Here is a 14,426-nt window from a genome sequence, read left to right as displayed (position 1 = left end):
AATCACTGTTTTTCAAAAAAACAGTGATTTTTTTGGTTCTCAAAGCACATTTTCCACTACTTTATATGATTTTTAATTTGTTTTACCTCATTTTTCACACGAACCAACCTGCGAATGAATTCCTGATTCTCACTGTGGGAACGGATTCCGATACGGAAATATGTATCATCAAGTTCTTCAAAATCATCACATGCACGAATCAGAACCCCCACGTCAAGCATCCGTTCTTTCAGGTCCGGCTCATCGCGGAATAACAGAAAATTCCCATATCCATCATACACTTCTGTCACCAGCTCGCGCAGACGCGGTACGAGATATGCACGTTCCGCCTGCAGATTCTCACGTGTCTTCGCCAGATATTCCGTATCCGATAATGCCGCGATACCTGCCATCTGTGCCGGAATCGACGTGTTCCACGGCTGAATCTTCGCACGGATCTTCGACTGCAGATCTGCATCCCCACAAGCCAGATACCCAAGCCGGAGTCCCGCCATACAATAAATCTTCGTAAATGCCCGGAGCACTAACAACCGCGGATGCTCTGCCAGATACGGCAGCATGCTATACAAATCTTCCTCTTCCAAAAATGGCAGGAAGCATTCATCCACGCAGACATACGCCTGTAGCGCTTCCGCCTTCGCAAGCACACGTAAGATCTGATCTCTCGTAAACAATGTTCCGGTCGGATTGTTCGGATTGCACAGGAATACAAGGCGGATGGAATCGTCCAGTTTTACAAGCAGACGTTGAATTACGGTTTCAGAATCAAGCTGCAGCCTATCCTGTCCGTCCATATCCGCATCTTCGCATCCTGCATAACTCATCTCCCCGCCGCCCGCAGCGACAGCTTCCGCATATCCGGTAAAGGTCGGCGCAATCGTGAGTGCCTTCCCGGAAATTGTCTGTCCAAGTGCAAACAGAAGCTCCGCTGCGCCATTTCCCGGAATAATCCGGTCTGCCGGTATCTGCTTCGCTTTCGCAATCGCATGACACAACTGTTCAGCCTTGTAATCGGGATATCTTCCGGTCAGCACAATTCCCTCATGTGCCGCCTGAATACTTGCAAGCGGCATACCAAGCGGATTGACGTTGACAGAAAAATCATATTCGATTGGATTTCGGTAGACATCTCCACCGTGGGTATAGTTATATTCCATGTTTTATTCCTCGCATTTTTATAAAGCGGATTATTGCTTCACATATCTTTGATTCTTACTATTCGGTTTATCCGGTAACGTCATTCTGATAACCCCCAGTTCAATTGCCGGATTGATATAGTTTTTCCTAAGCGTTTCTTTCGACCGCAGTCCCAGCGCTTCCATAATAGCATTTGATGTATATGGGATATCATATTCCATCACATCCAGCATACGTTTTACATATTCCGATGTTTCAGAGTCTGATTTGCGAATCTGTGCAATCACTTCGTCAAGGATCTGCCAAATCATTTCCAGCATAAATTCAATAAAATTATCTGAATTACCATTGACATGACATTGTGCGATTGCGTCATAATATTCTGCCTGGTATTTTTCTATCTGACTCTCCAATGGAATATACTCAAAAACATTTCTCCAGCGATACAGGATAGCTGTATGCCACAATCTTGCCATTCTTCCATTTCCGTCTGCGAAAGGATGAATAAATACAAACTCATAATGAAATACTGCAGACAATATAAGCGGATGAACCACACCTTCACTTTTCTTCATCCATGTAAATAAGTCATTCATCAAATTGTCCACCATCTGTGGAGGTGGTGCCACAAAAATGCATGTATCACCGGAAAATACGCCTTCATCGCCTTTTCTGAAAACTCCGGATTCATTGACTGTTCGGTATGTCATAATTCCATGTATCTTTTTTAGATCTATTATACTGAACGGATTGATATCCGGGATATGCTCATATGCTTCATATGCGTTTTTTACTTCCTGAATTTCCTTCTGGTCGCCAAGAACCAGATGACCATTTATAACATCCCGGACTTCTGACAAGGACAAGGAATTCGCTTCTATCTTCAACGAAGAATGTATCGATTGGATTCTGTTATTTCTTCGCAAATGCGGTCTGGATTCCAATTCCCTGTGACTATTGATCTTTCCTATTTTCTCAGATATCTCTGAAACAAGCTCCAACATTTTATTTGATATTGTATATGGTGGTATATAATTTTGCATTTAACCAACTCCATCTTGCTTATTATCTTGCTTATTATCTTACTATATATTTTATCCGAATTCAATAAAAAAATCCCACTGACGCACTTTACAATCCTAACAAATGCACCAGTGGGAATATCATCTTATGCCGTTTTCTTCTTTTTCTCTCTTCTTATAAAGAGGAATGCGCACAAGCCTGCAAAGGCAATCGTCACAACTACAAGCACCGGAATCACCGGAATCGGACAGACGCTTGCGCAAACAAGCTTCAGCCCCTGATACAATGTGTATACACCGAAGATGGCGAAGATTGCAAATGCAAACATGCTAAGCAGCCCGTCCGGCGTCTTGCTCTTCAGCAGATATCCGATCAGCATACCAAGCATATCCGCAGCGAACAGTCCGAGCGAGCAGCCAATCCATACAACCAGTGCCGCACGCATACCTTCATTTGCACCAAATGTGATCGCGGTAAGCTGTGTCTTATCACCAAGCTCTGCTACAAAAAATGTACAAAATACCGCAAGCGGTGCAAACTTGATCTTCGTCTTACCGCCTTCCTCCTCTTCTTCATCGTCACCGGCAATCGTCGATGCGGCGAAATAAAGGAATGCGAGTGCTGCGATCATCTTGATCACCCATTCCGGCACAAACTCGCTGACAAGTCCGCCTGCCAGAACCGCAAGTCCGTTCAGCACAAGAATCGCAACACCGGTACCGAGTATAATGTCCCTTAATTTGTATTTCGAAGTAAGCGCGATCAGCATAAGCTGGGTTTTATCGCCCATCTCTGCTATAAACTCCGTGAAAAACACTTTGAAGAATAATATCATTTGTCCAAGCGCCCCTTTATCTTACTATGATGTAAACCGCATATGCCGCGTAAAGCGCAACCATGCACAGTCCTTCCGCTCTTCCGATTTTCTTCTTCGTTCCTGCAAAAATCCATGCACATATGGTAAATACGATCAGTACGCACAGGTCAATGATATTTTCTGTAATAATGCTGATCGGACTGATCGCCGATGCAATACCGAGCACCATCAATATATTAAATATATTGGATCCGATTGCATTTCCAAGTGCCATATCCACTTCATTCTTTCTGGCTGCTACGATGGATGTAACGAGCTCCGGAAGCGATGTTCCGATTGAAACGATCGTAAGCCCGATCAGTGTCTGGCTCATACCGAGATCGCTTGCGATTCTGGATGCGGCATCAACCGTCACATCTCCACCAACAGCAATCGCGATTGCGCCGCCAATGATAAACAGTATACTCACGGGAACAGAAACAAGCTTGATCTCCTCGTCCGATCCACCTTCGATCTCGACCTTCTTACCTTCTTTACTTGCCTTCATCGCAGTCCGGATCATGTAGATAATATAACATGCAAAAAGCACTATGAATATCACACCATCCAGATGTCCAAGCGTCATACCGGTCTTATCACCAAGTCCGACAATTCCGAGAAGCATCAGAAGTCCGGCACATATAAGGGATAACGGGATATCTCTCCTGATTGTTTCCCTTGCGACATTGACCGTTGCCAATATCGCACACACGCCAATGACGACCATCAGATTAAAGATATTGGAACCGACAACATTGCTGACTGCAAGCTCATTGTTGCCTGCAAGGGAAGCAGACACACTGACTGCGGTTTCCGGAAGGGATGTCCCCATCGCAACGATGGTAAGTCCGATAATGATCGACGGCACATGCAGCCGCTTCGCCACGCTGGAACTTCCCTCCACAAAGAAGTCCGCGCCCTTGATAAGCAGTACAAAGCCTATCACAAGGAATACAAGCACAAGGGCAAATGGGGCATTGTTAATGATTTTTTCCATGGTTTCCTCCTTTTCTCGTTCAAAGCTTCCGTCAGCCGAAATCCTGCTATCGTAAGTATGGATAGTTTAAAAAAAGACTCATGTATATCAATCAGCTGCCTGTGTAGATTATTGCACAGACGGTTGATCAATATACATGAGTCTCATTATTTAAGATTTGCCAGATTATACTCTCAACTTATAATCAGAATGTTGACAAACCACACTTTCGCGCTAACTACTCCCTCATGGACTGTTCAATTACTTGATAAATTTTATCAAATATAGCGGTGTATGTCAACAGAGAAATCCGAAAGAAACGCTTCCCATAACCGAAAATCACTGCGTAAACATCACCTCAAAAACCGTTCCTCCTGACGGGTTTGATCGGACAGTAATGCTTCCGTCATGCACTCTCACGATTTCATGAACGAGTGCAAGTCCGAGTCCGACGCCGCCAAGTGCGCGGCTTCTGGATTTATCCACACGAAAGAATGGCTCAAAGACACGCTCCCGAAGTTCCTCCGGGATTCCGTTCCCCGAATCGGCTACCGACAGGCAAACATGCTTTTCCTTCCGGGATGCCCTTACTGTGACCTGTCCGCCCGGATGATTATATTTGATTGCATTCTCAACAAGATTATATACCAGCCTGTAGATGAGAATATCGCTTCCGACTATCGTTATATCCTCACAGTTCCCGGTCAGTTCTACATTCTTCTCCCTGGCAAGCGGTTCTAAGTCTGCCAATACCTCATCCACAAGAGCGTCGACCATAATTGTCTCATCCCGGCCAACGGTCTGAAGCTCACTCATGTCGAGAAGCGTCTTCACCATCTTGCTGAGTCTGTCGTTTTGTTCCGTAACCATCTTAATCGTCTGTACGGTTTCGGCATCGCTGCCCGGGTGCTGCCCGGAATTATAGGAATCAAGCTGCACCTGCATTAAAGCTAACGGGGTTCTCAGCTCGTGTGCTGCATTCGCGGTAAATTGCCTCTGTATCTCAAATGCATCCGAGAGACGTCCGAGCATCTTGTTGTAGGAGACGCTCAGCTGGTTCAGTTCTTTCACCTTGTTTTCTTCGAGTTTTGAATCAGCCAGATTCTGCGCCTGCACCTCTTCGATTTTATCCGAGAACTCATGAATCGGCCGGAGTGCATGTCCGCTTATAAAATAAGTCGCCACCCCGCCAAGCAGCGCCAGCACCGCCGAGATTATCAGACTGTTTTTCCTATAGTCGGCCTTGTTATTATATACCTGAACAGAAAAATCGTTCGCAAACTCATCCCAATTATCTTCCGGAATACTGATATATATTTCATCCGTATCATCCGCATTCTCATCTCCCCTGGCATCAACAGTCTCCTTCAGAGAGTCAATATAATACACACCGTTCTTATAGACAAGCATAGTCAGACAGCCACATATAACCGCGATATATACGGTAATTATACAGGTCAGTCTCCACTGCAGTGACATCTTTTTCATTGATCGGACTCCTCTCGTATTTTATATCCCTCGCCCACCTTGTTCAGGATCGGATCATATCCAAGCACCGCCTTGAGCTTTCTCCGAAGTGAAGACATATGTACCCGGATGGCTCCACTGAAACTGTCCACAGATGCATCCCAGACATGCTCCATCAATTCCTCCTGGCTTACTGGTCTGCCCAGGTTGAGCAGCAGATATTCCAAAATTCCATTTTCTTTTCTAGTCAGAGGAACGATCTGCCCTTCGGCGTATGCTTCGCGCCGGATCGTATCGAACTTTATCCCGCCGCATTCCAGGCATACATCCTTCTGCACAAACTTCCTCCTTGTCAGGCTTCTGATACGTGCCTCAAGCTCCTGCAGATGAAATGGTTTTTCCATATAGTCATTTGCCCCCGCATCCAAACCTTCAACCTTATCCGCAATCTGTCCTCTGGCGGATAATATAAGCACCTTCGTCTCCTCGTTGCTCTGTCGGAGTTCATGCAAAATCTCCATCCCATCCATACCGGGCAGGTTCAGATCCAGCACGATCAGATCATAATTCTCCGCCAGAATGCATTCAAACGCCGTTTCCCCATCATAGCAGGTATCCACCTCATACCCGGCATCATATAGGCTTTTCGCAACTGTGTCGCATAGTTGTTTCTCATCTTCCACTATTAATAATCTCAAAATCTTTCTCCTGTTTCTTAACAATAATTTTACAACTGCTATTGTATAATACCAAAGTCAGCCGGTCAACAAATACAACAAACGAAAGGAGCAATCATATCTTGAAGCGCAAAAAAATATCCCAAATTGTTTTGCTCATCACAGGTATCGCCATGATCAGCTATGGTGCAGTCAGAGGAGAAGCTGCTACCGTGCTGGGCAAAGCTATAAAATTATGTCTGGAGTGTGTCGGAATTGGATAAGAAAAAGAAAACACTATCACGAAAAACTGCCCGGATGCGCGGATGGATACAGGCAGCCGCTACGCTGCTTACCAATATCCATATCCCTAATCTGTTTAAGGGCAAAATATACCAGGGCAAAGCAAAAACAGTCTGTGTGCCGGGATTAAACTGCTATTCCTGTCCCGCCGCAACAGGTGCCTGCCCGATCGGCGCCTTTCAGGCAGTGGTCGGATCGTCCAAATTTAAATTCACCTATTACATAACCGGTTTTTTTATTCTGCTTGGTGTGTTACTCGGAAGATTCATATGCGGGTTCCTGTGTCCGTTTGGATGGTTTCAGGATTTACTTCATAAAATCCCCGGGAAGAAATTCTCCACAGCCAGACTGAAACCGCTAAGATACTTAAAATATATCATCCTCGTTGTTTTCGTTATACTTCTGCCGATGCTTGTAACGAACTCCATCGGAATGGGCGACCCATTCTTCTGCAAATATATTTGTCCGCAAGGTGTCTTAGAGGGGGCCATCCCGCTGTCGATTGGAAACCCGGCTATACGATCTGCATTGGGAAAACTGTTTTCCTTTAAATGCCTGATCTTAATTACAGTTATAGTGCTGAGTATTTTGTTCTACAGGCCCTTCTGTAAATGGATCTGTCCGCTTGGGGCAATCTACTCCCTGTTTAACAAGGTGAGCCTTCTAAGCATCCGGGTGGATGGAAGTAAATGTGTGGGCTGTAATCAATGTGCGAAGGCATGTAAAATGGATGTTGACGTGTGCAAGACACCAAACCATCCGGAATGCATCCGGTGCGGAGCCTGCATAAAGGCTTGTCCGAAAGACGCAATCCATTACCAATTTCTAAACGGTGCCTGTCAGAAAAAGGAGGACAGCGGGAAACCGCAATCAACCGATAACAATTAAATTTTAATATAATTCAAAGGAGCAATAATCATGAAAACGAAAAAAACTTTTATTCCTATTGTAACACTCTGTGCAGCATTATTCCTTACGGCTTGCACCGGAAAGGACGCTGCAACCACGGAAAAACCACAGGATTCCCAGACTGAAGCAAGTACAGAAGCCACAGGGGATTCCAGCACAACACTGGATGATTTATACCAGCAGGAAAACCAGATCTTCGCCGATCATGAGGATGTATGGAACAAAGCGTTCGGCATGATGAACAAAAGCACTGCCGATCCAAGCGGAAATTATGCAGATTTTCTGGCCAGCACCGTTGAATCAAACAAGGATGCTTTTACAGAAGATGAATTGAACACACTTACGGCTGATATTGAAACTATACGGAAGATCGAAGAGCAGATCGCCGAAATCGAGAAGAAAGACACAACCTCCGAAGGTGCTGACGCAAACGACAATTCCGGATCCACATCTCCGTTTCGCAATTTCTCCGGTCAGGATTATGACGGTAATACTGTTGATGAAAGCCTGTTTTCCGGAAATGCAGTCACAGTCATCAATTTCTGGTTTACCGGCTGTAAGCCTTGTGTTGCAGAGTTATCGAAGCTTAATGAATTAAACGATGCCATCAAGTCCATGGGCGGTGAAGTGGTCGGCATCAACACAGAAACCTTCGACGGAAACGAAACTGCGATCAAAGAAGCCGCAGCAGTTCTTGAAAGTCAGGGTGCTAAATACCGCAATCTCTCCATCGACGCATCTTCCGATGCAGGAAAATACGCTTCCGATATTATGGCATTTCCTACAACCATACTCGTTGACAGAAACGGTAATATTGTCGGAGATCCAATGCTTGGAGGAATTGATAACCAGGACAACTATGATACTCTGATGAAGCAGATCCAATCTGTAATTGATGCAGATAGCGCAAATAAATAATTGAATCAGGGACAGGCTGATAGACGATTGTTTTCCAGCCTGTCCCTGATTTACTTTATATCTCTTTGTTCTGTTTCCTCTAATTCTCCGGCTGAAATTTGAGATTCAGAACTATTGTCTATTATTTCTTCTGTTTTCAACATATTTATCATCCTCCATATGCAAAATTTCTTGAAAATACACTAACAATCGTATATGATATAAATATCATATAACCTAAAGTTGACTTTAGGTTAAGCATAATTTTGAAAGAAGGTTTTTTATGTTTACAATCGGTCAGGTCTCTGCAATGTTTAATCTTCCTGTTTCTACCTTAAGATATTATGACAAGGAAGGCTTTTTCCCTAATCTGGAACGCAAGGGAAATATCCGTTATTTCAGCGATAATGAATTGGATGCTCTTCGAGTTATTGAATGTCTGAAGAAATCCGGTCTTGAAATTAAAGATATAAAGCAATTTTTTATCTGGGTATCGGAAGGCAGCTCCAGCTATGCAAAAAGGAAAGAATTATTTGAAGCCAGAAAATCAGCTGTTGAAACTGAAATCCGGGAACTTCAAAAAACTCTCTCCCTCTTAAAATTCAAGTGCTGGTATTACGAAACAGCATTGGAAAATGGTAACGAAGATGCTATAAATGCCATGTTACCTGACAAGCTTCCTAAGAATATACAAAAACTATATGACAAAGGACATGCATGATTTTTGTTTTCTCACCAGACTGGAAGTTATTTATTCATAATAATGGGGCACAATCCTTACAATTCCATCGTCATACATGAATCTGATGCCTGAAACCCTAATACTTCATACAAAGGTCTTCCCATCTTTGTTGCATCCAGACTTATCTCTGTCACACCATTTTCCTTTGCCTCTTCAATCAGAATCTCAACCATCTTCTTAGAGATGCCTCTTCTTCTGTAATCTGCACGGGTATAGACGTTCATCAAATGCGCCCGATTGCCTGTCGGGTGCGAGAATGTCGGCATAATCCATATATAGGATAGGCTTGCACAGCCTACGGGAGTTTCCCCATCAAACGCAACAACTGTAGTCTGCTCACCTGACTCAAAATACTTCCTGCTCTCAGAGACAAAATCCTCGTCATATTCATACTCACCGGTCAAATCATTTACCTCTCTAAGCATTTCAAGTCTCAGCTTCATGAAGATTTCCATATCATCTTTTGTAGTCTTTCTGTATATAATCTCGTTCATTTCCTACTCCCTTAACAATCTATCGAGCAACATCTGCCCACAGTCAGTCGTTTTGTATTCTCCAAGTTTCATGTTTTATCCTCATAAACTGGAAGTTATAAATCTTTTTGCTCGTATACCTTATTCCAAGAACCAATCTCAATCAAATTACCTTCTGGATCGGCGATATAACAAGTTCTTTGTCCCCACGGTTCAAGCTCTGGTTCTAATACAGTCGTTGCCCCATTTTTTATAGCATTGTTGTATGCCATATCAACTTCTTCAAAAGTATCAACATAGAGCGCAATTTCGCTATGACCATTTAGACCTTTTATATATTCATACCTTCTGTGTGTCATGTTTTCAAAATCTTTTCTTCCATATAGCAAAAACAATGTTCCATCCTTAACAAGATAGACATTTGATGTGTCTTCGCTTTCTTTAATCTCAAAGCCAAGAACATCTCTATAAAAGCGAATCATTTTCGCCATATCTTCAACAAATAATCCAAATCCATCTAATCTCATAATCCACCTCCGTATATTCCAATTTTTCTTTCTAATCAACTATCCAGCAAACTGAAAGTTTCACATCCTCGGAATTGGAATTTGTCAGTTCATTACTTTGTACCGTAATCGCAAATACGAGTTCTCTAAAACCACACATTCCTCTATTTTCAGTGCCCTCAACTGGGACAACTCGCTTTCAGACATCAACGATTGTCCATCAATCAGTGTTGATGTATCTTTGCCGCCTATTAAAACAGGGGCAACATCAACATAATCGAACAATTTTTCTCGAAGGAACAGACTATTCAATGTACCACCACTTTGTATGGTAATTCTCTCGCATCCGAACTCTGCTTTGAGTTTTGCAAGTGCATCTGATAATGATAATTGTTTTTGGCAAATGATATGCAAATTGCTTTCCTGAACACTAAAGGCTGGGTGAACAGCATTCGTTGTAATCAGCACGAATTCCTTTGATAAAGCACAAAAATAACGCACTCCATGTTCACTCAAATGCTTATTGTCAATCAACACAAAAGAGACTGGGGTTTTATCTGGTAGCGGCTTCGTATTGACACCCATTTTTTCTTGCACTCGTCCTGTGTTTAATGACCATAAATCCGTCGTTTGTTCAATTTCGTAATATTGATGTAAGCCTTCGCTTACCCCTGTAATTTTAGGAAAATCTTTGTCTACATCTAATTCATCTGTTGCACCTGTGCTGATTTTTCCGTCAACAGACATCAGCATAAATAGTGTTGTAATAGGTCTTTCCATCTCACACCTCCAAATTCAAAGTTTCAGCTCGATAAACTCCGGTTTATCTTCCCACCAGATTTGAATCAATATATTCAAAATAAGGTTTTTTACCAACATCTGTCCTATGTTCCAAATACCATTTAGCAGCATCCTTTATTCCATCTTCTAAAGATATGGTTTTTGGATATATTTTGCTTTGACGTGATACATCCAAATAGTACTCATAGTTGTAAAAACTAAAATAATTTCTCTGTTCAATTTCCTTATAAACATTTACAAATTCCGGTATTTTTCCTAAGCTTTCATAGCATTTTGTTACCCAATCTTTAATAGAAACTGTTTCAACATTACCAACATTTAAAATATGTTCTTCAGGCTTTTCTTTAATTATTACCTCCATCAACCTGCATAAATCTTTCACATGAAAAAATTGTAATTTCATACTACCATCTTGTGGTAAATAGAATTTTCTATCTGCCATGGCGCAATCAAATACAAAAGCCTCTCTATACACATTATTCATTGGTCCATATAAATAAGGTGGTCTTAATATATATGCATCTTTCACTCTTTCAAGCAATGCCTTTTCAGCTGCTATTTTATCAGTTCCATATGCACCCCAAAACTTATTTTCGGATTTCTCTGATTCTTCCAGAAATGGCTGAACACCATACTCTGGATAAACAGCACTCGAACTAATCATAATATACTGATCAAAAGAACCTAATTCCTTAACAAAATCAATTATATCTTTATCGTTATAAGCCGTTATATCAGCTACAACATCAAAGAATGTGTCCTTCAATACACCACCCAAATTATGCCTATCGCCTTGAATAAGTTTTACTCCCTGAACTTGTGGTTTAGAATTTCTGTTAAGTACAAATACTTCATAACCCGCATTCACAAAATATTCTGCCACATATTTACTTACAAAAGTTGTTCCACCTGTCACTAACATCCTTTTCATAAAGTTCTCCTTTACAAATTTCGATTTATCAACGTGTAACATGATTAAATCATATTAAAAACGGAATAAAATAAAATGGCTTCAATAATAAATTTTCTTCTCTTCCTACATCTTTTTGTGATATTAAAAATACCTTATTCACATTTTGGGAAAATTTTTTGGAAAATTCCTTTATTGATTCGTGTTTTCCTGTTCCGGAAGACTTGATTTCAAATGCATTTATCTTGCTTCCTTCTGATATTAAAAAATCTACTTCATAATAATGTGTACTCCCATTCTTTTCCCATGTATGATAAAACAATTCTCTCCCAGATGCAGTAATCATCTGTGCTACAAGATTCTCATATAAATAACCCAGATTGGCAGGTAATTTATCAGAAAGCAGCTTCGCATATACATCATTTTCCGTTACCGGACGGTCAATAAACAATAACGTAACAAATAACCCCGTATCAGAAAGATATAATTTATAACTGTTAAAATCTTTTGTATTTGTCAGACTGACTCTTGGATTCGTAGAATTGTAACACGGTAAAACCGTTTTTGAATCAATCAATTCATACAACAGTTCTTCCGCTTTTGTATTGTTTTTTTTCCCAATTGCTGTTGTAATCCGATATTTTCTAGTATCCTTTGCAAGCTGAGCCGGTATAGAATGATACAATGCCGAAATTCTTCCAGAATCATCAATCTTCTTAAAATCTTCTTCATATAACGAAATAATCTGTCTTTTAATCATATCAATCTCTGAAAAATTCTTTCCATTGACATAGGCTTCTACCGCCTGTGGCATTCCTCCCACTGCCATATATATTCTCAGATCCCGCATTAATTTACGATTGGTAGCCTGTCCGATGGCTGTTCCACAATTATAAATCTCACATATAAGCTCATAGTTACCACCCGTCGCATCGCAAAATTCCTCATAGTCCATAGGATATACCTGTAACCTCATTTCCTCTGATGGAATTAAAATATTTTTTACATTTTTCTTTATTGATATAAGAGATCCTGTTTCCAAATAACTGTATCTGCCATCAAACACAAGATGCTTGATTGCCTGTCTTGCTTTAGGAAATAGTTGAACTTCATCAAAAATAATAAGAGACTCATGCTCATATAATGTGATCCCCGTTTCCGCCTGTAACCTAAGAAAAAAGATATTTAAATTTCCTATATCATCAAAACATTCCAATATATTACTTGTTGTTTTTGAAAAATCAATCAATATATAAGATTTATACTCATTCTTTGCAAAATTCTCCGCTATCGTTGATTTTCCAACTCGTCTAGCCCCCTCTAACAGCACAGCGTATTTATCTGAATATAAATTTTTCCATTCTAACAGTTTGTCGTATGCTTTTCTTTTAAAATACATATCTACCTCCAAATATGCTCCACTGGAGCTCTTCCACCCATTATATCACGAATGCGCTTTTCTTCAATATTTATTTCTGGCATTATGTGCTTTTCTTCAGAATTTATGCCTGAAACTATGTGCTTTTCTTCAAAATATTTTGAGTCGCAGATTTACATTTTGCTATCTGATCAACTGTACAATCAACCAGAAATTTAAGAAATCTTATACATATCGTTCTTGTGGAACATTATTGAATCGCTTTTTTCAGAATTTCTTAAAACGACAAGAACATTAAACACATCCGGAAATGGCGAAACCATACCCATACATGCCATGCCAAAATTCAATCCATTAAATACTCTAAATTCAGCAGGACTAATTACAAATAATATAAATGGAACCAATCCCAGAACAAATGGCAACAGGCACATCAATATAAATCGATTTCGCTTCAATGGATAGGATGCTAATGCGACAAATGTTGTCTTTCCTTTTATTCTTCCTATTGTTACATCTGCTTCCTTAGGATAAACAATTCCATGTAACCACTCATGAATTATTAACAATAAAAAACCGAAAGTAAATCCAACCAGAATAAATATTGGTGAGATTACAACTGTCTTGCATATTATCGTTTTACAAAGCATAACAACCAAAAGGCAAACACATAGAATTGCAGCAATCGGCACTGCTTTTTTCATCAGTTCATCAACACTCTGCGGTGTTTCTATCTTTACTGCGTCATCCGGTAAGCTTCCTGTTTGATATTTATTTATATCATTTATTGACCACACAATTTTTATCATATCTACTTCCTATTCTTTTGTATAATCTTTTGCATTTACACTGTGTACCGTATTATAAAATAATTGCTCCAATTGCTCATTGTCAGTCGTTTTGTATTCTCTAAGTTTTATCCTCATAAGCTGGAATTTGTAAATATCATTTTACATTTTTATATGAAATCATAATATGACTTGGTGCAAATAATACTGATGCAATAATCAATAGCACTGACCTACTCATAATCCCACTAAATAAGAACAACATTGAAGGAATAATAGAAAGTGCTAATGCTCTGAAAACGCTGTTTTTCTTAAAACATATAATCCAAATAGCACAATAAAGCATTACCAATATGGTATCTACAATCAGATATAGTGCAAATGCTTCGTCAGACCACCACCCGAACCAAGTTCCCGGAATATTGATTATCATGAATCCGAAACAACCCAATCTCCCTACTTGTTCTGTGACCTCAACATATTTATTGTTCCACTTATTATCAAATCCATCTTTGCACTTAATCGCAAATACAACATTGGGTATCATAATGACTGCAATAAAAATCAGCCCAAAAACATTAAACCATTCCATATTATCTACCAT

At 40.5% G+C, this 14,426-nt stretch carries 17 protein-coding genes; 4 read left to right on the top strand and 13 right to left on the bottom strand.

Annotated features, from left to right (window positions below):
- Nucleotides 1-56 precede the first annotated feature (56 nt).
- The 6 genes from KP625_RS10470 to KP625_RS10445 form a co-directional block, all read right to left on the bottom strand.
- Complete coding sequence (locus KP625_RS10470) at nucleotides 57-1,157, bottom strand: pyridoxal phosphate-dependent aminotransferase (RefSeq protein ID WP_238297747.1); 1,101 nt, start codon at nucleotides 1,155-1,157, stop codon at nucleotides 57-59.
- A gap of 30 nt (nucleotides 1,158-1,187) precedes the next feature.
- Complete coding sequence (locus KP625_RS10465) at nucleotides 1,188-2,024, bottom strand: Fic family protein (RefSeq protein ID WP_238297746.1); 837 nt, start codon at nucleotides 2,022-2,024, stop codon at nucleotides 1,188-1,190.
- A gap of 281 nt (nucleotides 2,025-2,305) precedes the next feature.
- Entirely contained in the window at nucleotides 2,306-2,995 is a 690-nt protein-coding gene (locus tag KP625_RS10460; protein WP_255731564.1) for a TMEM165/GDT1 family protein, read from the bottom strand.
- 16 nt (nucleotides 2,996-3,011) lie between these two features.
- Nucleotides 3,012-4,013: a calcium/sodium antiporter gene (locus KP625_RS10455; protein WP_238297744.1), complete on the bottom strand. Its 1,002-nt coding sequence runs from the start codon at nucleotides 4,011-4,013 to the stop codon at nucleotides 3,012-3,014.
- Between the two features lie 318 nt (nucleotides 4,014-4,331).
- Nucleotides 4,332-5,480: a sensor histidine kinase gene (locus KP625_RS10450; RefSeq protein WP_238297742.1), complete on the bottom strand. Its 1,149-nt coding sequence runs from the start codon at nucleotides 5,478-5,480 to the stop codon at nucleotides 4,332-4,334.
- Nucleotides 5,477-6,157, bottom strand: a complete 681-nt coding sequence (locus KP625_RS10445; RefSeq protein ID WP_238297741.1) for a response regulator transcription factor — start codon at nucleotides 6,155-6,157, stop codon at nucleotides 5,477-5,479. The genes KP625_RS10450 and KP625_RS10445 overlap by 4 nt, the downstream gene beginning before the upstream one ends.
- A 98-nt stretch (nucleotides 6,158-6,255) precedes the next feature.
- Between KP625_RS10445 and KP625_RS10440 the strand changes: the two genes are divergently transcribed.
- The 4 genes from KP625_RS10440 to KP625_RS10425 all read left to right on the top strand — a co-directional run bounded on the left by KP625_RS10440 (nucleotide 6,256) and on the right by KP625_RS10425 (nucleotide 8,945).
- A complete protein-coding gene (locus KP625_RS10440; protein WP_177981126.1) occupies nucleotides 6,256-6,399 on the top strand; it encodes a CD1871A family CXXC motif-containing protein in 144 nt (47 codons plus the stop codon).
- A gap of 34 nt (nucleotides 6,400-6,433) precedes the next feature.
- The gene (locus KP625_RS10435) at nucleotides 6,434-7,306 is read left to right on the top strand and encodes a 4Fe-4S binding protein (RefSeq protein ID WP_441316599.1); all 873 of its coding nucleotides are present in this window, start codon (nucleotides 6,434-6,436) and stop codon (nucleotides 7,304-7,306) included.
- Nucleotides 7,307-7,336: 30 nt separating this feature from the next.
- Nucleotides 7,337-8,245: a TlpA disulfide reductase family protein gene (locus tag KP625_RS10430; RefSeq protein WP_238297739.1), complete on the top strand. Its 909-nt coding sequence runs from the start codon at nucleotides 7,337-7,339 to the stop codon at nucleotides 8,243-8,245.
- A gap of 262 nt (nucleotides 8,246-8,507) precedes the next feature.
- Nucleotides 8,508-8,945 carry a MerR family transcriptional regulator gene (locus KP625_RS10425; protein WP_238297738.1) on the top strand — a complete coding sequence of 146 codons (438 nt, stop codon included), beginning with the start codon at nucleotides 8,508-8,510 and terminating at the stop codon, nucleotides 8,943-8,945.
- 56 nt (nucleotides 8,946-9,001) lie between these two features.
- On the opposite strand, the gene KP625_RS10420 is transcribed toward KP625_RS10425, so the two are convergent.
- The 7 genes from KP625_RS10420 to KP625_RS10390 form a co-directional block, all read right to left on the bottom strand.
- Nucleotides 9,002-9,460: a GNAT family N-acetyltransferase gene (locus KP625_RS10420; RefSeq protein ID WP_238297737.1), complete on the bottom strand. Its 459-nt coding sequence runs from the start codon at nucleotides 9,458-9,460 to the stop codon at nucleotides 9,002-9,004.
- Between the two features lie 95 nt (nucleotides 9,461-9,555).
- Nucleotides 9,556-9,966, bottom strand: coding sequence for a VOC family protein (locus KP625_RS10415; RefSeq protein ID WP_238297736.1), 411 nt, complete (start codon nucleotides 9,964-9,966; stop codon nucleotides 9,556-9,558).
- A gap of 84 nt (nucleotides 9,967-10,050) precedes the next feature.
- Nucleotides 10,051-10,725 carry a dihydrofolate reductase family protein gene (locus tag KP625_RS10410; protein WP_238297735.1) on the bottom strand — a complete coding sequence of 225 codons (675 nt, stop codon included), beginning with the start codon at nucleotides 10,723-10,725 and terminating at the stop codon, nucleotides 10,051-10,053.
- Between the two features lie 43 nt (nucleotides 10,726-10,768).
- A complete protein-coding gene (locus KP625_RS10405) occupies nucleotides 10,769-11,677 on the bottom strand; it encodes an NAD-dependent epimerase/dehydratase family protein (protein WP_238297734.1) in 909 nt (302 codons plus the stop codon).
- 49 nt (nucleotides 11,678-11,726) lie between these two features.
- Entirely contained in the window at nucleotides 11,727-13,055 is a 1,329-nt protein-coding gene (locus KP625_RS10400) for an ATP-binding protein (RefSeq protein ID WP_238297732.1), read from the bottom strand.
- Nucleotides 13,056-13,249: 194 nt separating this feature from the next.
- Nucleotides 13,250-13,843, bottom strand: a complete 594-nt coding sequence (locus tag KP625_RS10395; RefSeq protein WP_238297730.1) for a DUF3267 domain-containing protein — start codon at nucleotides 13,841-13,843, stop codon at nucleotides 13,250-13,252.
- A 136-nt stretch (nucleotides 13,844-13,979) separates the two neighbouring features.
- Nucleotides 13,980-14,426, bottom strand: coding sequence for a hypothetical protein (locus KP625_RS10390; protein ID WP_006426338.1), 447 nt, complete (start codon nucleotides 14,424-14,426; stop codon nucleotides 13,980-13,982).

Origin of the sequence: Eubacterium sp. MSJ-33, from assembly GCF_022174665.1 — a bacterium.
In the GTDB taxonomy this organism is placed as follows: domain Bacteria; phylum Bacillota; class Clostridia; order Lachnospirales; family Lachnospiraceae; genus Coprococcus_C.
Note: the sequence above shows the minus strand (reverse complement) of the source record. Positions and strands in the feature narration are given on the sequence as shown.